The 20,565-nt window shown below is 75.3% G+C and carries 16 protein-coding genes and 1 pseudogene; 15 read left to right on the forward strand and 2 right to left on the reverse strand.

The window, feature by feature from the left end; translation table 11 throughout:
- Positions 1-53 precede the first annotated feature (53 nt).
- The 5 genes from L6E17_RS20720 (at position 54) to L6E17_RS20740 (ending at position 5,252) form a co-directional block, all read left to right on the forward strand.
- Entirely contained in the window at positions 54-518 is a 465-nt protein-coding gene (locus L6E17_RS20720; RefSeq protein WP_236242250.1) for a group II truncated hemoglobin, read from the forward strand.
- A gap of 633 nt (positions 519-1,151) precedes the next feature.
- Complete coding sequence (locus L6E17_RS20725) at positions 1,152-2,378, forward strand: Cmx/CmrA family chloramphenicol efflux MFS transporter (RefSeq protein ID WP_236242251.1); 1,227 nt, start codon at positions 1,152-1,154, stop codon at positions 2,376-2,378.
- 45 nt (positions 2,379-2,423) lie between these two features.
- A complete protein-coding gene (locus L6E17_RS20730) occupies positions 2,424-3,173 on the forward strand; it encodes a methyltransferase domain-containing protein (protein ID WP_236242252.1) in 750 nt (249 codons plus the stop codon).
- Positions 3,174-3,241: 68 nt separating this feature from the next.
- Complete coding sequence (locus L6E17_RS20735; RefSeq protein ID WP_236242253.1) at positions 3,242-4,699, forward strand: FAD-binding oxidoreductase; 1,458 nt, start codon at positions 3,242-3,244, stop codon at positions 4,697-4,699.
- Between the two features lie 145 nt (positions 4,700-4,844).
- Positions 4,845-5,252 (forward strand): RidA family protein, encoded by a 408-nt coding sequence (locus tag L6E17_RS20740; protein WP_236242254.1) that lies wholly within the window; start codon positions 4,845-4,847, stop codon positions 5,250-5,252.
- 249 nt (positions 5,253-5,501) lie between these two features.
- Here the strand turns inward: L6E17_RS20740 and L6E17_RS20745 are convergent, their stop codons facing one another.
- Positions 5,502-6,095 (reverse strand): flavoprotein, encoded by a 594-nt coding sequence (locus L6E17_RS20745; protein WP_236242255.1) that lies wholly within the window; start codon positions 6,093-6,095, stop codon positions 5,502-5,504.
- 296 nt (positions 6,096-6,391) lie between these two features.
- On the opposite strand from L6E17_RS20745, the gene L6E17_RS31105 reads away from it, so the two are divergent.
- From L6E17_RS31105 to L6E17_RS20770, 6 genes are all read left to right on the forward strand, one after another.
- A complete protein-coding gene (locus L6E17_RS31105) occupies positions 6,392-8,185 on the forward strand; it encodes a condensation domain-containing protein (protein WP_308315915.1) in 1,794 nt (597 codons plus the stop codon).
- Positions 8,068-9,669 (forward strand): non-ribosomal peptide synthetase, encoded by a 1,602-nt coding sequence (locus tag L6E17_RS31110; protein ID WP_308315919.1) that lies wholly within the window; start codon positions 8,068-8,070, stop codon positions 9,667-9,669. The genes L6E17_RS31105 and L6E17_RS31110 overlap by 118 nt, the downstream gene beginning before the upstream one ends.
- On the forward strand, positions 9,666-11,312 hold the full coding sequence (locus tag L6E17_RS20755) for a GMC family oxidoreductase (RefSeq protein WP_236242256.1): 1,647 nt from the start codon (positions 9,666-9,668) through the stop codon (positions 11,310-11,312). Before L6E17_RS31110 ends, L6E17_RS20755 begins: the two co-directional genes overlap by 4 nt.
- Before the next feature lie 5 nt (positions 11,313-11,317).
- Positions 11,318-12,079 (forward strand): thioesterase domain-containing protein, encoded by a 762-nt coding sequence (locus tag L6E17_RS20760; protein WP_236242257.1) that lies wholly within the window; start codon positions 11,318-11,320, stop codon positions 12,077-12,079.
- Positions 12,080-12,083: 4 nt separating this feature from the next.
- Positions 12,084-13,226: an acyl-CoA dehydrogenase family protein gene (locus tag L6E17_RS20765; RefSeq protein ID WP_236242258.1), complete on the forward strand. Its 1,143-nt coding sequence runs from the start codon at positions 12,084-12,086 to the stop codon at positions 13,224-13,226.
- A gap of 202 nt (positions 13,227-13,428) precedes the next feature.
- Positions 13,429-14,031, forward strand: a complete 603-nt coding sequence (locus L6E17_RS20770) for a helix-turn-helix domain-containing protein (RefSeq protein ID WP_236242259.1) — start codon at positions 13,429-13,431, stop codon at positions 14,029-14,031.
- On the opposite strand, the gene L6E17_RS20775 is transcribed toward L6E17_RS20770, so the two are convergent.
- Positions 13,952-15,142, reverse strand: a complete 1,191-nt coding sequence (locus tag L6E17_RS20775; RefSeq protein ID WP_308315916.1) for an FAD-dependent oxidoreductase — start codon at positions 15,140-15,142, stop codon at positions 13,952-13,954. The genes L6E17_RS20770 and L6E17_RS20775 overlap by 80 nt on opposite strands.
- 379 nt (positions 15,143-15,521) lie before the next feature.
- On the opposite strand from L6E17_RS20775, the gene L6E17_RS20780 reads away from it, so the two are divergent.
- The 4 genes and pseudogenes from L6E17_RS20780 (at position 15,522) to L6E17_RS20795 (ending at position 20,268) form a co-directional block, all read left to right on the forward strand.
- Positions 15,522-16,205, forward strand: a complete 684-nt coding sequence (locus L6E17_RS20780; protein WP_236242260.1) for a DUF4190 domain-containing protein — start codon at positions 15,522-15,524, stop codon at positions 16,203-16,205.
- Positions 16,206-16,551: 346 nt separating this feature from the next.
- Positions 16,552-16,845 (forward strand): annotated as a pseudogene (locus tag L6E17_RS20785) (protein phosphatase); the annotation flags it as partial.
- Between the two features lie 457 nt (positions 16,846-17,302).
- On the forward strand, positions 17,303-17,587 hold the full coding sequence (locus tag L6E17_RS20790) for a DUF1540 domain-containing protein (RefSeq protein WP_236242261.1): 285 nt from the start codon (positions 17,303-17,305) through the stop codon (positions 17,585-17,587).
- Between the two features lie 1,292 nt (positions 17,588-18,879).
- The gene (locus L6E17_RS20795; protein WP_236242262.1) at positions 18,880-20,268 is read left to right on the forward strand and encodes a rhodanese-like domain-containing protein; all 1,389 of its coding nucleotides are present in this window, start codon (positions 18,880-18,882) and stop codon (positions 20,266-20,268) included.
- The last annotated feature ends 297 nt before the right edge of the window (positions 20,269-20,565 follow it).

The following is a 20,565-nucleotide window of genomic DNA, read 5'->3' on the forward strand; positions in this document are numbered from 1 at the left end:
AGGCCGCGGCAGTCCGGCCGGGGCCGACACCGACCGAAAGGTGACGTGACACAGTGACGGACCGGATCCCGACGATGTACGAGTGGGCCGGAGGCGCCGAGGCGCTGGGGCGGCTCACCGAGGAGTTCTACTCCCGCGTGCGCAAGGACCCCTTGCTCGCGCCGCTGTTCGCCCACATGGCGGAGGACCACCCGCAGCACGTCGCCGTGTTCCTCGGCGAGGTGCTCGGCGGTCCGGAGCGCTACACCGAGCAGCACGGCGGCTACCCGCACATGCTGTCCCGGCACCGCGGCCGGGCCATCAGGCCGGAGCAGCGGGCCCGCTGGGTGGAGTTGATGCTGGAGGCCATGGACGTGGCGGGACTGCCCGACGACGCGGAGTTCCGCTCCGCGTTCGTGGGGTACATCGAGTTCGGTTCGCGCCGGGCGATGGCCAACTCCCAGCCGGGCGTGGCGCCGTCGTCCCGTACCACCATCAAGAAGTGGGGCTGGGGCGAGGCGCTGCCGGGCGACGACTGAACCGGCCGGCTTCCCGGTATCGGCAACAAAGGTGGTGCGACCGCCCCGGCGGGTCCCAGCATGGGGCCGGCGGCGGCCACCACGGTCCCGGGGGCCTCAGACCCGGGCCGGTCCGCCGGAGGACGGCCGACCGGGGTGCGCGCGGCGCTCCCGGACCGCCCCCGGACGGTCCCCGGTGCCCGCCCCGCGCCCGGCCGACCGACCGCGCCCCGACCGCACCCGGACCGCGTCCCGACCAGCGGTCGGCCGCCGCGGCAGCCGCCCTGATCCCGCTCACCCGAGCGACCCGAGCGACCCGAACGAGGAGTTCCCCATGCGTCTACCTGCCTCAGGGCCGGCGAGTGGCGTCGCCCAGCGGCCCCGCACCCTGCGGACCCGCCCCGCGCCGCCCCGGCCCGCGCGGCCCCGCCCCGTGCAGCCCCGCCACGCACAGACCCGCACCGCGCAACCCTGCACCGCGCACACCCACACCGCGCACACCCGCACCGCGCAGCACCGCCCCACGCACACCCGCACCGCACAGCCCCACCACACGCACGTCCGCCCCACTCACGTCCACCCCGCTCACGTCCGTCCGGTGCAGGCCCCTCCCGTGCAGCCGGCCGGCTCCGTGCAAAAGGGGGGCCGCGTCCGATGAGCGTCGAGACCGAACCGAAGGCCCCGGCGTCCGGCGGCACCCGCAGGACACTGCCGCTCGCGGTGTACCTGCTCGCGTTCAGCCTGTTCGCCATGGGCAGCGCGGAGTTCCTGCTCGCCGGCGTCCTGCCGGCCATCGCGGACGACCTGCACATCACGCTGTCCTCCGCCGGCGCGCTGATCTCGGCGTTCGCCGTCGGTGTCGTCATCGGCGGCCCGCCGCTGGCCGTGCTGACCCTGCGCTGGCCGCGGCGGACCACCCTGGTGGTCTCGCAGGCCCTGTTCGCCGCCGCCGTGGCGGTCGGCCTGGTGACCGACAGCTACGCCGTGCTGCTCGCGACCCGCTTCCTGTGCGGTCTCGCCTACGCCGGGTACTGGGCGGTGGCCGCGGTCACCGCCATCAGCCTCGTCACCCCCGACCGCACCGCCCGCGCCTCCGGCGTGGTGGTCAGCGGCCTGAGCATCGCCATGGTGGGCGGCGGCCCGGCCGGCGCGCTGATCAGCCACTTCACCGGCTGGCGCGGCGGGTTCTGGGCGGTGGTCGCCCTCACCGCGGTGGGCGCGGTGCTCACCCTCGTCGCCGTGCCCGCGACCCGGGCGGCCGAGGAGCCGAGCGTACGGCGGGAACTGCGCACCATGCGGCAGCCGCAGCTGTGGGTCGTCTACGCCGCCACCCTGCTCAGCACCGCCGCGTACATGATCTCGTACAACTACCTGGCCGCCTTCCTCACCGACGTCACCGGGGTGCCCGCCGTGTGGGTGCCCGGCATCCTCGTGCTGTTCGGTGTCGGCGCCTTCGTCGGCCTCTCCATCGGCGGCCGGATCGCGGACGGGCGCCCGCACCACGCCCTGCTGATCGGGGCGGCCGGCATCCTCGTCACGTCGGTGCTGCTCGCGGTGCTCGCCGGGCATCCCGTGGCCGTCATCCCCCTCGTGCTGCTGCTCGGCGTGGCCGGCTTCGTACTGAACCCGGCCGTCTACGGGCGGGTGTTCACCGTCGCCGCGCAGGCGCCCACCCTGGCCGGGGCCACCGCCGTCTCCATGTTCCAGCTCGGCATCAGCATCGTGCCGGTGCTCGCGGGCATCGCCCTCGGCGCCGGCGCCGGCCTGACGTCCGTCGCCTGGCTCGGCGCGGGCCTGGCCGCCCTCACCGTCCCGGTGGTGCTCCTCGACCGGAGGATGGCCCGCAGCCGGGCGCAGGACCCCCGACCCGCCGGGAGCTGACCCGCACCGGCGCCGCCCCGCCCCCGACCCCGCAGGGAGGACCACATGGACAACGAGCTCGGCTACGCACTGGGCACCTGGACCCTGGCGCAGATCCGGGACCCCGACCGTCCGCCGCAGACGGTGTTCTCCCTGCTGGGGCGGGAGTGGGAGCTGCTCCCCGACGTGTTCCCCCCGTACACGGACCCGGGCCCCGGGCTGTTCGCCTCCTGGGTGCCGTACGAGGAGGGCTGCCGGTTCCTGGAGATGGGCTGCGGCGCGGGCGTCGCCGCCGTGGTCGCCGCCCTGCGCGGCTGCGGGCGCGTGGTGGCGCTGGACGTCAACCCGGCGGCGGTGGAGAACGCGCGGCGCAACGCCGCACGGCACGGGGTGGCCGACCGGGTGACGGCGGCAGCCGGCGACCTGTTCGACCCGCTGGACTCCGGCGAGGTCTTCGACGTGGTGTTCTGGAACGCCCCGTTCATCGAGGCGCCCGAGGCCCGGCCCTACGGCGGGGACATCGAGCGGGCCGTCTTCGACCCCGGGTACGGGCTGCAGCGCAGGTTCTTCCGCGAGGCGGCGCCCCGCCTCGCGGACGGCGGGCGCGTCTACCTCGGTACCAGCGACGCGATGGGCAACCCGCGCAAGACGCTCCGGGCCGCCGCGGACGCGGGCTTCACGGGCCGCAGGTACCGCACGCAGTCCGTGGCCCTCGCGGCGGCGGACCTCGGCGACTCCCCGGTGGTGCGGGCCCATGCCGACGACCGCGGCACGGTCGGCATGGACTACACCCTGTACGAGTTCCGGCGCCGCTGAGCACGCCGCCCCTGACCGATGTCACTTCTGCTGCCGGCCGCACCCGTGCGCCGGAAGAGGGGAACGCGATGAACGCCAACGGGAACGCGGACCGCACCGGATTCGATGCGGTCGTCGTCGGCAACGGAGCCGTGGGGCTCTCGCTCGCCTGGGTGCTGGCACGGCGAGGGCAGCGGGTCGCGGTGCTGGGCCGGCCGCACCGCCCCTGGGCCGGTTCGGCCGCCGCCGGCGCCATGCTGGGCTGCTTCGGCGAGGTCACCACCTCCCTGCTGGCCAGTGAGCACGGGAGGGCCAAGCTGGAGTTGGGGATCGAGGCGACCCGGCGGTGGCCGCGGTGGCTGGAGGAGCTGGAGGACCGCACCGAGGGCGCCGCCGTGAGGACCGCCGAGGGCACCACCGTCATCCTCAACGCCATCGGCACGGCGGAGATCGACGACGCCAACTACCAGGCCATCCGGGCCGAACTCACCCGCCACGACGAGCCGTTCGAGGACGTCGAGCCGTCCGACCTCGACTGGGTCGACGCCGAACCGATCTCCCGCCCGCTGAAGGCGTTCCACATACCGGGCGAGCACGCGGTGAGCGCCGCCGCCCTGCTGGAGCGACTGGAGGCGGCGGTCGTCCGGGCGGGCGGCACCCTCGTCGCCGAGGAGGCGACCCGGGTGGTGCACCGCGCCGGCCGGGCCACCGGGGTGGTCCTCGCCACCGGGAGGGAACTCGGCGCCGACCACGTGGTGCTGGCCGCCGGGGTCCGCACCCAGGACCTCCTGGACACCCTGCCCGTGGGTCCGCGCATCCCGCGCCTCGTCAGCGGCTACGGCGTCTCGTCCCTCGTCAGGACCGTCGACGGCACGACCCCGGGCAGCGTCGTCAGGACGCCGAACCGCTCCTTCGCCTGCGGACTGCACGTGGTGCCGCGGGGCGACGGGCACGTCTACCTCGGCGCCACCAACGTCATCTCCGCGGAGCCCCGCGACACCGCCGAGATGCGGGACCTCGTCTTCCTGCTGCAGTGCGCCCACCGCCAGGTCCGCCGCACCCTGTGGAACAGCGACGTCACCAAGGTCCAGGTGGGCAACCGCCCCGTCTCCGTGGACGCCTTCCCGCTGCTCGGCGGGGGCGGCATGGAAGGGCTGTGGATCATGACCGGCACGTACCGGGACGGCCTGCACCTGTCGCCGCTGCTCGCGGAGGAGTTCGCGGCGCGGATCCTGGGCGAGGGGCCCCGCACGGATCTGGAGCGCTTCACGCCCGTGCGGCGGCCGATCCAGGCGTGGAGCCGCGAGCAGACCGTGGACGTCCTGGTCGACCACCAGATGGGCATCGGCTACGAGCAGGACTGGACGATCCCCGTCGAGTGGCACGGCTGGATCGAGACGGACCTGCGCCCGGCCACCCTCGCCTGGGCCGAGCAGCTCGACCCGGAGTTCACGCCCCCGCCCGAGCTGCTGTTCGCGTCCCGCTTCGACCCGGAACTCGTCAGCCTCCTGCGGAAGTACTACGCCACCTGCCGTGAGCACCCCTGACCGCGGCAGGCCCGCCCGGCGGGGCCCGGCGGGCCTCCGTAAGCACCGCGCCGGACGTACCCGGCAGGGGCACCCGCCGGCAGGACCGGCGCCACCCGCACCACCCGACACGACATCGCACCACCGACCGAGAGAGGACGGACCCTTGGCTGTGGAGACGATCGACCCGGCCGGACTGCCCAAACCCGACGGCTGGCGGCAGCTCGCCGTCGGCACCGGAAGCCGCGTGGTGTTCCTGAGCGGCCAGGTCGCACGTACCGCCGCCGGTGAACCGGTGGGGACCGGGGACCTGGCGGCGCAGACCGAGCAGGCGTACCTGAACATCGCCACCGGCCTGGCCGCGGCCGGCGCCACCTTCGACGACGTGCTGCGGCTGACGATGTACGTCGTCGACTGGTCCCTGCCCAAGTGGGCGGAGGTCACCGCGGGCGCCCAGCGGGCGGCCGCCCGGCTCGGCGCGGACGTGGTCCGGCCGACCACGCTCATCGGGGTCGCCACCCTGGCGGAACCGGACTTCCTCATCGAGATCGAGGCCACGGCCATCGTCGCCTGACGGCGATCCGCCGGGCGCACGCCGCCCCCGGCGGACCGCGCACGCGGCACACCGTCGGGCGCAGGACCAGCAGACGCGGCAGACCGTCGGGTTCAGGACCGCGCACGCCGCACACCGCCAGGCGCAGGACCAGCGGACGCGGCAACCCGGACCCCGGGGTGCCGCGTCCGTCCCGTGCGCCCCGGCAGCGGACGCACGGAAGCGGCTCCCGGCCGGATCCACCGGCCGGGAGCCGCCGCGTCACGGGGCCTACCGCGGTGGCGGCCGCTCCGCGAGCAGGTCGCCGACCAGCTTGGCCACCGCGTCCGGTGCGGGCAGGGACGGGTGGCGGACGGAGGTGCCGGTGGCCGGGTCGAAGCCGTCGTGCCACTCCGGCTCGTTCACGAGCTGCCCGTCCTCGCGGATCCGCGCGATGTTGCGCTGCACGGCCGGCTTCTGCCACATCCGGGCCCCCATCACCGGGAAGTACACGACGGGGCAGTCCACCGACAGCGCCACCGTCATCAGGCGGTTGGGGGCGGCCCCGGCCGCGGCCGAGGCAAGGGTGTGGGCGGTGGCGGGCAGCACGGCGAGGAGGTCGTGGGCGGCGGCGAGCCGGGACGGCTTGTCGGTCGGCCAGTCCGCCGGGGACTCCCCGCTCACCACGCGTTCGGCGAACAGGGCGACGCTTTCCGGGGGCAGGAACGACATCGCGGTGTGCGTCATCAGGACGGTGTACGCGCTGCCCGGGATATGCCGGCGCATCGCCTCGATGTACGACGGGAGTCGGGTCACCGCGATGGAGCCGGTGGCGCCGATGAGTATGCGTTTCCCGGCGGTCTCCGGGGAGTTGTGAACACCCATGGCCCCGATGATGTCGCCGCAGTGCCGCCGCAGGTCAAGGGCGTCGGGGACGGTACCGGCGCCAGTCCTTCGCCAGTCCAGCGGAAGTCGAGTGCGGCGGCCCCCCGGAGGGTGGGTGCGGCCGTAGTTCTTCGGTCGGCCCTTCGGTGGGACCGTATTGAGACCCGGTGCCGCGGCGGCCTAGCGTCCCCTTTCCGTAAGGCGGTCTCTCCTGAGGGGATTTCCCCGGGAGGCGATTCCCGCAAGTCGATGAGAAGACCCGTCAGGTATCCCGACAGAAAAAGGGGCGGACGTCGATGGAAGACCTTTTCGCCGAGCTGCGCCGCCGGAACGGCGGCCCCCGGCCGGACGGCGGCAGGCTGCCGGACCTCAAGCCGCAGCCGGAGCGGCGCCGGGAGCCGTTCCCGCTGACCGACATCCAGCAGGCGTACCTGATCGGCCGGCACAGGGGGCTGGAGCTGGGCGGCGTCTCCAGCCAGTACTACCTGGAGTGGGACTGCCCGGCTCTCGACGCGGACCGGCTGGCCGGGGCCCTGGGGAAGGTGGTCGCCCGGCACGAGGCGCTGCGCACGGTGGCAGGGGCCGACCACACGCAGCGGATCCTCGGCGCGGAGGAGGTCGGGCCGTGCCGCGTCCGCACCGCGGATCTGCGGGGCCTGTCCGGCGAGCAGCAGTCGGCCGCGCTGGAGCGGGTCCGCACCGAACTGACGGAGCAGGTCCTGCCGGTGGACCGGGCGCCGATGCTGGACGTCCGCGCCTCCCTGCTCGACGGCGGCCGGATGCGGCTCCACCTGGCCGTGGACCTGCTCTTCGTCGACCTGCCGAGCCTGTTCCGGCTGCTGGCGGAGTGGCGCCGGTTCCACGACGACCCGGCGTGGCGGCCGGAGCCGCTCGACGTGTCGTTCCGCGACTACGTGCTGGCGGAGGAGGAGCTGCGGGGCGACGGCCTCGGCCGGGAGGCCGCGGCGTACTGGGCGGAGCGCCTCGACACGCTGCCGCCCGCGCCGGAGCTGCCGCCGGCGGTGGCGCCGGAGCAGCTCGGCACGCCGCGGTTCGTGCGGCACCGCAGGGAGCTGGCCCCGGAGCGCTGGGCCGCTCTGCGGGCGGTGGCCGCGCGGCACGGGCTCACCCCGTCGGGGGTGCTGCTCGCGGCGTACGCGGAGGTGGTGCGGACGTGGTCGCGGCGGCAGGAGTTCACGCTGACGGTCACCCGGTTCCACCGGCTGGGGCTGCATCCGCAGGTCGGGGAGATCCTGGGCGACTTCCTGGCGCCGGGGCTGCTGGCGGTCGGCGGCCGGCCCGAGGAGACGTTCGCGCAGCGGGCCCGGGACCTCCAGCAGCGGCTCCTGGAGGACCTGGCGCACGGCGCGCACAGCGGGATCCGGGTGCTGCGGGACCTGGCCCGCCGCAGGGACGACGGCCGGGCGTCGATGCCGGTGGTCTTCTCCAGCACGCTCGGCGCCGGGGAGGGCGGGCCGGGGGCGGAGGCGCTGGAGTCGTTCGGGGAGCTGGTGCACGTGCACAGCCGCACCCCGCAGGTGTGGCTGGAGAACCAGGTGCTGGAGCTGGGCGGTCGGCTCGCCGTGCACTGGAACGCGGTGCGGGGCCTGTTCCCCGACGGGATGGTCGAGGACATGCTCGACGCGTACGGGGCGCTGCTGGACCGGCTGGTGGACGACGCGTCGGTGTGGGGGGCGGTGCGCGGTGTCGTGCCGCTGCCGGCGGCGCAGGCCGAGGAGCGGGACCGGGCCAACGCCACGGCCGAGGACATCCCGCCGGCCCTGCTGCACGAGCTGGTCGCCGAGGCGGCCCGGCGGCGCCCCGACGCGGTGGCGGTGGTGACGCCGGGCGCGGAGACCACGTACCGGGAGCTGACCGGGACCGCGCACCGGATCGCGCACCGGCTGCTGCGCGTCCCGGGGTGGGGCCGGGCGGGATCGTCGCGGTGTCGATGCGTCCGGGCGCGGGGCAGATCGCCGCGCTGCTCGGCGTGCTGCACACCGGCGCCGCGTACGTGGCGGTCGACCCGGAGCTGCCGGAGGAGCGGCGGCTGCGGCTGCTGGACCGCTGCTCCGCGCGGGCCGTGGTGACGGAGCCGGAGCTGCGCGACGCGCCGGCCTGGCCGGCGGGTGTGGAGGTGGTGACCCCGCGGGACGCGGCGGTGCGGGAGTGCCCGGACGAGGCGCCGGAGCGGCGGCAGGGCGTCGACGACCTCGCGTACGTGATCTTCACTTCGGGGTCCACGGGTGAGCCGAAGGGGGTGATGATCACGCATCGGAGTGCGGCCAACACCGTGCAGGACGTCAACCGGCGGTTCGCCGTCGGGGCGGACGACCGGGTGCTGGCGCTGGCCCCGGCCGGTTTCGACCTGTCGGTGTACGACGTGTTCGGCGTCCTGGGCGCCGGCGGGGCCGTGGTGGTGCCGGCCCCGGACCGCGCCGGCGACCCGGCGCACTGGTCGCAGCTCGTCGGCCGGTACGGGGTGACGGTGTGGAACAGCGTGCCCGCGCCGATGCGGGTGTGGGTGGAGTCGCTCGGCGACGGCGGGCCGCCGCGCGGGTGCCGGCTGCGGCTGGCGCTGCTGAGCGGCGACTGGATCCCGGTGGACCTGCCGGACCGGCTCCGGGAGAAGCTGCCCGCGCTGCGGGTGGTCAGCCTGGGCGGTGCCACGGAGGGCTCGATCTGGTCGATCCACCACCCGGTGGAGGCCGTGCGGCCGGAGTGGTCGAGCATCCCGTACGGGAAGCCGCTGGCCAACCAGACGATGCACGTGTTCAACGACTGGTTCGAGCCGTCGCCGGTCGGGGTGACCGGGGAGATCCACATCGGGGGCACCGGTGTGGCGCAGGGGTACCTGGGAGACCCGGAGCGGACCGCCGAGCGGTTCCCCGTGCACCCGGTCACCGGTGAGCGCGTCTACCGGACCGGCGATCTGGGCCGCTACCTGCCCGGTGGCGACATCGAGATCCTGGGCCGCGAGGACTTCCAGGTGAAGATCAACGGCTACCGGGTGGAGCTCGGGGAGATCGAGGCCGCCCTGCTGCGGCAGCCGGGGGTGCGCACGGCGCTCGTCACGGCGCCCGCCCACGCCCGCACCGGGCAGCGGCAGATCGCGGCGTACGTGGTGCCCGAGCCCGGCGCGGACCCGGATCCGGCGGCGCTGCGGGAGGCGCTGGCGTCGCTGCTGCCCGGCTACATGGTGCCCAGCCGCTTCCTGGCGCTGGAGGCGCTGCCCCTCACGGTGAACGGGAAGGTCGACCACCGGGCGCTGCCCGCGCCGTGGAACGACGAGGCGGAGGGCGGCGACGCCCGGGTGGCGCCGCGCAGCGGCCTGGAGGAGCGGCTCTTCGCGCTGTGGTCGCGGCAGCTCGGGCACGCCGACTTCGGCGTGGAGGAGGGCTTCTTCGACATCGGCGGCGACTCGCTGCACGCCGTCGGGCTGCTCGCCCTGCTGCGGGCGGAGTTCGGCATCGGCGCCGACGCGGAGCAGGAGATGGTGGAGGCGCTGTTCATGAACGCGTCGATCGCCTCGTTCGCCGGGCTCGTGGCGTCCGTCGAGGGGGCCGCGGCATGACCGGCGGGGACCGCGGCCCGTGGGAGTACGTGGTCGTCGGGGCGGGTTCGGCGGGAGCGGTGACCGCAGCGCGGCTCGCCGCCCGCGACTCCGGGAGCGTCCTGCTGCTGGAGGCCGGCGCGGACCAGCCGCGCCCACGGGACCGGGCGCACCCGCTCGCGGACGCGGGGCGGCTCGTGCTGGAGGGCTACAACTGGGACTACCGGGCGAACCTGCGGACCAGCAGCCGGTGGGAGGACCTGCTGGCGGGCCGGGTCCGGGGGCCGCGCGGTCCGGCGCCCGGGGCGCCGTCCGGTGCCCGGGCGGGGGCCGAGCGGGCCCTGTGGGAGAGGTTCCCGTACCAGCTGGGGAAGGTCGTCGGCGGCGGCTCCGCCGTCAACGGGGCCATCGCGCTGCGGGGGCTGCCCCGCGACTTCGCCGCCTGGGAGGCGTGCGGCAACCCGGACTGGTCGTGGGAGCGGGTGCTGCCGTTCTACAAGGACGTCGAGAACGACGCGGACTTCCCGGGCCGCCTGCACGGCGACAGCGGCCCGCTGCCGATCCGCCGCACCCCGCGGGAGCGGGTGCACCCGCTGGACGCGGCCTTCTGGGAGGAGTGCGTGCGGCAGGGCGTCCCCGACGTCGCGGACCTCAACGCGGGCGGGGAGGCGGGCGTCGGCCCGATCCCCGGCAACGCGGTGGACGGTGAGCGCGTGGACGCCGCGACCGCGTTCCTCAGCGGCGCCCTCGACCTGCCGCATCTGCGCCTGCGCACCTGCGCCCGGGTCACGCGGGTGCTGTTCGAACGGAACCGGGCCGTCGGAGTGGAGGTGGAGGCCGGCGGCCGGCTCGCCGAGGTGCGGGCGCGGCACGTGGTGCTCGCCGCCGGGGCCGTCGGCACGCCCGCCGTGCTCCAGCGCTCGGGTGTCGGCGACGCGGCGCTGCTGCGCCGTCTCGGTGTCGCGCCCGTGGTGCACCTGCCCGGTGTGGGGCGGGGCCTGGTGGACCACCCCTCGGTCGTCATCTGGTCGCGGCCGGCCGACGGCGTGTGCACGCCGGGGCTGCCGTGGCGGCAGGTCGCGGCGAGGATGAGCAGCGGCTACGACGGCGACGTCGACGTGCAGGTGGGGCTGCTCAACAACGTGGAGAGCCGCACCGTGCCCGGGTTCGCGGACCGCCTCGGCTGGCCGCTGGTCGTGGGGATCTCGGTGATGCTGCTGCGGCCGCGCTCCCGCGGCCGGGTGTTCCTGGACCGGGCCGACCCGTCCGCCGCGCCCGTGATCGAGCTGGGCCTCGGCACGGACGGCGAGGACGTGGAGCGGCTCTGCCACGGGGTGCGCCGCGCCTGGGGGTTCCTGCGGTCCCCCGGCCTGGCGGGCCGGCTGACGCGGACCCAGTTCTGGAGCGACCGGATGGTCGCCCACGACGGAGTGGTCCGCAGCGGCGTGCGGAACATCATGAACCCGGGCTGGCACGCGGCGGGTTCGGCCCGCATGGGCCCGCCCGGCGACCCGTGGGCGGTCGCCGGCCAGGACGGCCGGGTGTACGGCACGGAGAACCTGCGGATCGCCGACGCGTCGCTGTTCCCGTCCATCCCGAGCGCCCCCACCAACCTGACCACGCTGATGCTGGCCGAGAAACTGGCCCGAGGCACGAAGGAGTGAGGTCCGTGACCGTGCGACCCGCAGCCGGTGCGCCCGTGCTGCTGTACTGCTTCCCGCACGCGGGGGCGACCTCGCTGGTCTACCGGTCCTGGCAGCCGCTGGGCGAGCCGCACCTGCTGGTCCGCGGTGTGGACGCGCCCGGCCGGGGGACCCGCCGCCGGGAGCCGAGGGCGCCCGGCTACCACGCGCTGGTGCGGTCGATGGCCGCGCAGGTGGCGGCCGACCTGCTGGCCTGCCGGGAGCGCGTCCCCGGGGCGGGCTGGGCGGTGTTCGGGCACAGCTTCGGGGCGACGACGGGCCTGGCGGTGGCCGCGGCGGTCGCCGAGCGGGTCGGGGCGCCGGTGCGTGCGGTGCTGTCCGGGGCGGTGCCGCCGCGGTTCCAGCGGGCGGGCGGCCTCGCGTCGCTGCCCGACGACGAGGTGCTGGCCCGGGCCGCAGCCGACGGGGGGACGCCTCCCGCGGTGCTGGCCGATCCGACGATGAGCCGCATCCTGCTGCGGATGCTGCGCGAGGACGACGCGGTGCGGGGCGAGTTCGCCGAGGAGGCGGCGGGGCTGCGGGTGGACTTCCCGCTCACCCTGATCGCCGCGCGGCAGGACGTGCACGCGCCGCCCGAGAAGGTCTGGGCGTGGTCGGCGCACAGCAGCGCCCCCAGTCGCCGGGTGGAGATCGGGGGCGGCCACTTCGCGGCGGTGCGGCGGCCGGGGGACACCCTGGCAGCGGTCGCCGACGACGTCCTGGCCGCCTCCGTCACCGGGGAGGGGTGAGGACGTGGCACGCGGACGGTACGGGCCGGAGCACGAGCAGTTCCGCGAGGTGTGCCGGCAGTTCCTGGCGCGGGAGGTCGTCCCCCACCACGCCCGGTGGGAGCGGGAGGGCATCGTCAGCCGGGAGGTGTGGCGCAGGGCGGGGGCGGCCGGGCTGCTCGGCATCGGGGTGGATCCCGCGTACGGCGGGGGCGGTGAGCCCGACTTCCGCTACCCGGCGGTGTTCGCGCAGGAGGTGATGTGGGCGCGGGCCACGGCGCCCGGGTTCGTGGCGCACAACGACGTCCTCGCCACGTACCTGGCGACCCGCACCACCGAGGAGCAGCGCAAGCGCTGGCTGCCGGGGCTGTGCGCGGGCGAGCTCGTGGCCGCGATCGCGATGAGCGAGCCCGACGCGGGGTCCGACGTCTCCGAGATCCGCACCACCGCGGTGCGCGACGGGGACGGGTACGTCCTGAACGGGCAGAAGACGTTCGTCACCAACGGCGAGAACGCCGACGTGGTCGTCGTCGCGGCCAGGACGTCGGGCGAGCGCGGCGGCCGGGGCATCAGCCTGCTGGTGGTGGAGCGCGGGGCTCCGGGGTTCACCCGGGGCCGGCGGATGGAGAAGCTGGGCTGGCACGCCAGCGACACCTGCGAGCTGTTCTTCGACGACTGCCGGATCCCGGCCGGCAATCTGCTGGGCAAGGAGGACGCCGGGCTCGCGTACATGATGGCCGGGCTGCCGCGGGAGCGGCTGAGCATCGCCGCGGTGGCGGTGGCGGCGGCCGAGCGGATGCTCGCGGACACCCTGGAGTACGCCCGTACCCGAGAGGCGTTCGGCCGGACCATCGGCAGCTTCCAGCACAACCGGTTCCAGCTCGCGACGATGGACACCGAACTCACCATCGCGCAGGTCTTCCTGGACCACTGCATCGGGCGGTTCAACGCCGGCCGGCTGTCGGTGGCGGACGCCGCGAAGGTGAAGTGGTGGACGACGGAGCTCCAGGTGGACATCGCCCACCGCTGCCTCCAACTCCACGGCGGGTACGGCTATCTGAAGGAGAGCCCGATCTCGCGCGAGTGGGCGAACAGCCGTGTGCAGACGATCTACGGCGGGACGACGGAGGTGATGAAGGAACTCATCGGCCGCTCCCTCGGCCTGTGACCCGTCGCCCTGCGACACCTGGGCCTGTGCCCCTTCGCCCTGCGACACCCCGACCCGTGACCCGTCGCCCTGCGGCACCCCGACCTGTGATGCCTCGGCCTGCGACACCCCGGCCGGTGATCCCTCAGCCTGCGGCACCACGGTTTTCGCCAAAACGGCACGGTTTGTTGCCAGTTGGGGGTGTGCGGGCTCTAATGGCGGCATGGAGCACTCCCCGGCCATCGCCCAGGTACTGACCGAGGTGGGCCCCCGGCTCAAGCGGCTGCGCACCGCGCGCGGTGTCACGCTGGCGGCGCTGTCGGAGGCCACCGGCATCTCCAAGAGCACGCTGTCCCGCCTGGAGGCGGGGCAGCGCCGCCCCAGCCTCGAACTGCTGCTGCCCATCGCGCAGGCCCACCAGGTGCCGCTCGACGAACTGGTCGGCGCCCCCGAGGTGGGCGATCCGCGCGTCCGGCTGAGGCCGCACCGGGTCAACGGCGGCACGGTGCTGCCGCTGACCCGTCAGCCCGGACCGCTGCAGACGTACAAGATGATCCTGCCCACCCACCGGAAGAACCCGGACCTGTGCACCCACGAGGGCTACGAGTGGATGTACGTGCTGTCCGGGCGGCTGCGGGTGATCCTCGCCGAGCACGACCTGGTGCTGGGGCCCGGCGAGGTCGCCGAGTTCGACACGCGGCTGCCGCACTGGTTCGGCTCCACCGGGGAGGGCCCCGTGGAGATCCTCAGCCTGTTCGGCCGCCAGGGCGAGCGGATGCATGTACGCGCCCGCCCGGGGCGGACCGTGCCCGCCTCCGGCGGCTGAACCGGCGGCGGGCGCGGACAGGCCCGCCGCCGGGGTCCGTGCGCGCGCCGCCGCCCCGGTGGCCGGCCCGCCCGCCGCTACGGGGCGGGCGCGAGGGCCGGCTCGACGCCGCCGGCGCGGTACCGGGCGAGGTCCCGCTCGCTCTCCTCGTCGACGAGGTCGTGGTTGAGCGCGAAGGCGGCGGCCGCGCCCATGCCGCCGCGGTGACGGCCTGGGCCCGCGAGTCCACGGCGTTGCCGACCGCCCACAGCCCCGGCCGGCTGGTCCGCCCGGCCCGGTCGGTGACGAGCCAGCCCCGCTCGTCCTTCTCGCAGCCGAGCCCGTCGAAGGCGGCGTCGTTGGGCGTCATCACCGGGAACAGGAACACCGCGGCGCACGGCACCTCCCGCCCGTCGGCCAGCTCGACCGCGCGCAGGGCGCCGTCCCGCGCCGACAGGCCCGCGACGGGGCCCTCCACCACGCGGACGCCCCGCGCGGCCAGCCGCTCCCGCTCCTCCTCCGCGAGCCCCTGACCGTGGTCCACGTACGTGACGTCCGGCGACCACTGGCGGATCAGCAGTGCCTGCCCGACGGAGAACGGGTGCACCCCGAGCACCACGAGCGGCCTGTCCCGCACCTCGTAGCCGTGGCAGTACGGGCAGAAGAGCACGTCGCCGCCCCACAGCGCGCGCAGTCCGGGAATGTCGGGCAGGTGGTCGCGCAGCCCGGTGGCGAGGACGACGTGGCGTGCGTCCAGCACCGCCCCGCCGTCCAGCCGCACGTGGTAGCCGCCCGCGGCGGCGGCCTCGACCTGCTCCACCCTGCCGTCGAGGAGGACGGCTCCGTACCGCTCGACCTCGGCCCGCCCGATCTCCAACACGGCGAGCGGGGACGCCCCGTCCCGGGAGAGGAAGCTGTGCATGTGCGGCGAGGGGGCGTTCCTCGGCTGCCCCGCGTCGACCACGGCGACGCGGCGCCGGGCCCGCGCCAGGACGAGCGCGGCGTTGAGCCCGCCCGCCCCGCCGCCTATCACGACGACGTCGTACGACGTTCCCCCGCGCGTGCCGCTGTCCGTACCGGTACCCATGCCGCCCCCCGTGCCGTCGTGTGTGTCGTTGTGCGTGTCGCTCACGGCGATCACCTCCGCCGCCAGCGTGGGGCGGCCCCGGGGGCCGGGCAATTTTTGTTGCCGTTTCCGGAACAGCGGTGCGGCACCCGGGCGGCCGGGCGGCGGCCTCCGTCACGGGAGGCTGCTGCGGCGGGCGGCGGGCCGGACCGCTCGTTCGCAGCGGCGAAGCGGTGCGGCCCCTCCGCCGACCTGGCACTCGGCGGGGCGCGGTCGGCGCGGCCGGGGCGTGCGCACGTCTGCGGGCCGCCGGGGCGCGCGGCCGCCACCGGGGCGGGTGGTCGCCGACCGTAATCGACTTGCCCCCCATTGGACACATGTTCTAGGTTGCCCCGGCATCCACAAGCGGTGATCACGTCACACTCATGCCCAGGGGGGCTCTTCCTTGTCGCACGTTCCCACCCAGCCCGTTCATCCCGACTACGCGGCCCCGCAGCCGCCCCAGGGAAACGGACTGGCCATCGCCGGCCTGGTGCTCGGCATCCTGGCGCTCATCGTCAGCTTCATCCCCATCGTCAACGTGATCGTGTGGCCACTGGCGATCCTGGGGCTGATCTTCGGCGGCGTGGGTCTCGCCAAGTCGAAGAAGGCCGGCAAGGGCAAGGGCGCGTCGATCACCGCCCTGGTGACCTCGATCCTCTCGATCGTGCTGTTCTTCGTCATGAACGCCGTGTTCTTCAAGGCCGTCGACGAGGTCGTCAAGGAGACGCAGAAGGAGCTCGACAAGTCGTACGACTCCGCGAACGTCGGTGACGGCGCGAAGGACGACCCGGTCCTGAAGGACTTCCGCATCTCCCAGTGCGAGGTCGTCACAGGCGACCTGGGCAAGGAACTGGCCCTGCACGTCGACTACACCAACAACGGCGACCGCCGCTACTCCTACCTGCTGCAGGGCGAGGTCCTCGCCGACGGCAAGAAGATCAGCGACTTCATGTCCACGGCGGAGAACCTGGCCCCGAAGCAGACCTTCACCGACAAGGAGGCGGGCATCCTCGTGAGCCCCGAGAAGCTCGACACCGCCAAGAAGGTGGAGTGCAAGGTCGTCACGGCCAACCGCCACGACTTCTGACCCGTACTGCCCGAACGATGCCCCGGCCGCGCCCTGCGGCCGGGGCATCGCGCGTACCGCGCCCGGTACGCGACCGCGAGGCGACGCCCTGAGGCGCGGGGCGGCAGCCGCGGCCGCGGGGCCGCTTCCCGCATCGCGCGGCGATCCCCGCAGTCCGCAGGCGGCTTCCCGCATCGCGCCGCAACCCCAGGACCCGGCAGGCGGCTTCCCCGAACCTGCGCGGCAACCCCCGGAGCCTGCGGGGCGGTTCTCCGCCGGAGCTCCGCCTTCCCGTGGCGCCGGGCCCGTCGCGCGTGCTGAGATGGCCCTGGCGGGAGGCGGCCGACGACACGGGAAGGCGGGGCACATGGCGGTGGAATCCTGGGAGGCCGACGGGCCGGGCGTGCTACGGCTCCCCTCGGGACTGCTCGTCCGCGGCCGAGGCCTGAGGTACGGTCCGCCGGAGGGCCTGGCCCCGACGCTGGGCGTCTACCTCACGGGCACGCAGATCCCCGACCAGCCGTGGGAGGGCCACTGGGTGCGGTGGCGGGACTTCTGGGTCCCCGCCGACCCGGACGGTGCCCTGCGCACCCTGCGGCTGCTCCACCGGCGCGCCCACCGCGAGCGGGCCGAGGTGGCCTGCGGCGGGGGCGTGGGGCGTACGGGCACGGCGCTGGCCGCGCTGTGCGTCCTGGAGGGGCTGGACCCCGAGGAAGCCGTCGCATGGGTCAGAGGGCACTACCACCGGCGCGCCGTCGAAGTGCCCTGGCAGCGGGGTTCCTCCGCCGCGTGCGGGCCGCGCTCGCGGCCGGACGGCAGGCGCAGTAGCGGACAGCGGCCGGCCGCCACGGCGTCGCACCGACACCGGACGCCACCTCACGCGCCGGCAGCTGGCGTCACCTCACGAGCCGGCACCGCCGGCTTCACCTCACGAGCCGCCGGGGCGGCAGGATCGGCGGGCGGGGGCCGGGGGCGACCGCCCTTGCGGCGTGCTCCGTTTCGGCGGATGCCCGTACGCGGTCGGCCCGTCGCTGCCGACGCGCGGCCCGCGGGGCCCATGCTCGGGCTTTGCGGCCGCACCCCGACGCCGCAACGGCCATCCCGCCCGAGGAGGACCCATGGACATGCCCGTGATCAGCGAGTGCTCGGTCGACGACTGCGCCTACAACCGCGAGCACGCCTGCCACGCCTTGGCCATCACCGTGGGAGACACCCGGAAGGCGCACTGCGACACGTTCTTCACCTCCGCGAGCAAGGGCGGGGACCCGGACACGACCGGCCGGGTCGGTGCCTGCAAGGTGGCGAACTGCCGCCACAACGCCCAGTACGAGTGCCACGCCCCCGGTATCACGGTGGGCTACGTGCAGAACGAGGTGGACTGCCTCACCTTCGAGCCCGCCTGAGCCGATCCGAAGGCTCCGACCGGAGAGGCGCCCGCACCGGCCGAGGCCTGCGGGCGCCACACCGTGAGACCGGACTGTCGGCCCACCGACACGGGGTGCGCACCCGCCCCCGACCGCAGGACCGGCCCGTACGGCACCAAGCCCGTACGGCACCAAGGGAAGCCCGGGTGACGGCCCGGGTTTCCAGCGCGCCCGCGTAGGCCGCCGGCCCGACCACCCGCCGCCCGCACCGTCCCAGCCGCCTGCGGCCCGAGAGCAGGCACCACCGCGTCCCCGCCCGCCCGCAGCCCCAGAGCCGGCACCACTGCGCTCCCGCCCGACTGCGGCCCCAGAGCAGGCACCACCGCGCCCCGGGCAGCCTGGGGCCCGGGAACACGCGCCACCGCGCCCCCGCCCGCCTGGGTCCAGAGAACACGCGCCACCGCGTCCCCTGCCCGCCGACCGCTACGGCCCGCCGACAGCCGGACTGCCCGGCACTCCGCCTGCACGGCAGTCCGGCTGCACGGCAGTCCGCCTGCACGGCGCTCCGGCCGCCCGGGGCCACGATCGCCCGCCGCCGCGGCACGGCGACACCCTCGGCCCCTGCGGGCGGGTGGCGACGCGGCGGCGGTCGGCGCAGACCTCAAGCGCTGCACCGCCCCCGCGGCCGGCACAACACACCGGGCCGTCCCCGCCCCACGGGCCACTCCCTCCCGGGCACCACACCTCCTCCCCGGTGTCACCGCGCTGCCGACGCTCCACCGGTCTCCGCCCTGCCCCGGGCCCCTTCTCGCCCCACTCCCAGCAGGTACCCCCGGGGGTATTGGACACGAGAGCCGCCGACCCCTACCGTCGAAGAAACATACCCAGAGGGGTATCCGGGAGGACGGCCCCATGACGCACGAAGAACAGCCGCACAGTGTTTCGCGACGACATGGGCCGACACCGCCCGGCCGCCCCGGACGCAGGCCCAGGTGGCGCAGCCGCCGCGACAGGCGGGTCGCCCGCGGTTCGCCGCGGGGCCCGCACCAGGCGGCGCGGGATGCCGCCGAGCCACCGGAGCACCCACGCGCTCGGCCCCACCCGACGGGTACCGCGACCCGCGGACTCCGTCCGGGACCGCCGCGGCGCCAGGCGCCCCCACCGCCGCCGACCGGCACCCGCGGCCGGACCCGCACGGACCGCACGACCGCGACCGCCCGCGCCCGGCGGCCTGACGCCGCCACCGCCCGACCGTCACCGGACCCGGGCGGCACCAGCCCCGCCTTATACCCCCCGGGTACAGGACGCCGATCCGTCACGGAGGTCTTCCCGTGTTCTTCGCCCAGTACTACCTCGACTGCCTCTCCCAGGCGTCGTACATGATCGCCGACGAGACCACGGGAAGGGCCGTGGTCGTCGCCCCCCGACGCGACGTCACCGAATACCTGGCCGACGCCGAGGCGCACGGCTTCACGGTGGTCGGCGTCATCAACACCCACTTCCACGCCGACTTCGTCGCCGGGCACCTGGAGATGGCGGCCCGCACCGGCGCCTGGATCGGGTACGGCCGCCGCGCGGAGACCGAGTACCCCATCCGCAAGCTCGCGGACGGCGAGACCCTCCGCCTCGGTGACGTCACCCTGGAGATCATGGAGACGCCCGGGCACACGCCCGAGTCGATCAGCGTGGTGGTGTACGAGCACGGCGACGACGCGGTGCCCTACGGGGTGCTGACCGGTGACGCCCTGTTCATCGGGGACGTCGGCCGCCCCGACCTGCCGGCCTCCGCCGGTGTGACCGCCGAGGAGCTCGGCGCGATGCTCCACGACAGCGTGCAGAACAGGCTCATGGGCCTGCCCGACGAGGTGCGGGTCTTCCCCGCGCACGGTGCGGGGTCCGCGTGCGGCAAGAACCTGTCCACCGAGAAGCAGTCCACCATCGGCGAGCAGCGCGCCACCAACTACGCGTGCGCCCCGATGAGCCGGGACGACTTCGTCGCCCTGGTCACGGCCGGGCAGTCGGCGGCGCCCGGGTACTTCTCCTACGACGCCGACCTCAACCGGCGTGAGCGGGAGCTGTTCGACCCGGCCGCCGCGCCGCGTCCGCTCGACGCCGAGGAGTTCGGCGCGCGCCGGTCCTCCGGGGCCGTCGTCGTCGACGCCCGCGACCCGCAGGAGTTCGCCGCAGGGCACCTGCGCGGCTCGGTCAACGTGCCGGCGGACGGCCGCTTCGCCGAACAGGCCGACACCGTCCTCGGCCCGGAAGCGGAGCTGCTGGTGGTCGCGCCGCAGAACCGCGAGGAGGAGATCGTCACCCGCCTGGCCAGGATCGGCTTCGACCGGGTCGCCGGCTATCTGCGCTCCCCCGACGACGCGCCGGCCGCCATGGCCGAGGAGGTCGCCCCGGCGAGCCGCCTGACCGCCGCGCAGGTGCGCGCCGCTCTGCAGCGCGAGGAGCCGCCGGTCGTGGTCGACGTCCGCTCCTGCGGAGAGCGCGGCGAGCACGGCTGCATCGAGGGCGCCCTGCACATCCCGCTGGGCGAACTGCCGCGCCGCCTGGACGAGATCCCCGCCGACCGGCCGGTCGTCGTCCACTGCGCCGGCGGCCACCGCTCCTCCATCGCCGCCAGCCTGCTGCGCCACCGCGGCTTCAGGGACGTCTCCGACGTGCTGGGCGGCTACGCCGCCTGGGCACTGCTGAACACGCCTGCCGCGGTCTGACCGTTCCGCGCCGCTGACGCCCCTGCCGGGGCCTGACCGTCCGGCGCGGCGGCACGCCCCGGCGCGGCCCCACCATCCGGCGCGGCGGCACGCCCCGGCGCGGTCCCACCGTCCGGGCACCGCAGAACGCCCCCGCGGGCTCCCGCCAGCCCGGCGCGGCAGAACGCCCCCGCGCGGTCCCACCGTCCCGGCACGGCGGCACGCGGCCGCCGCCGCGCCGGGCAAGCACCACCGGCCGCGCGGAGGCGCACCACCGGGCCTCCCGGCGAGCGCCGCCCTGCCCCACCGAGCCGCACC

This window comes from Streptomyces sp. CC228A (genome assembly GCF_021390935.1).
Classification (GTDB): Bacteria; Actinomycetota; Actinomycetes; order Streptomycetales; family Streptomycetaceae; genus Streptomyces.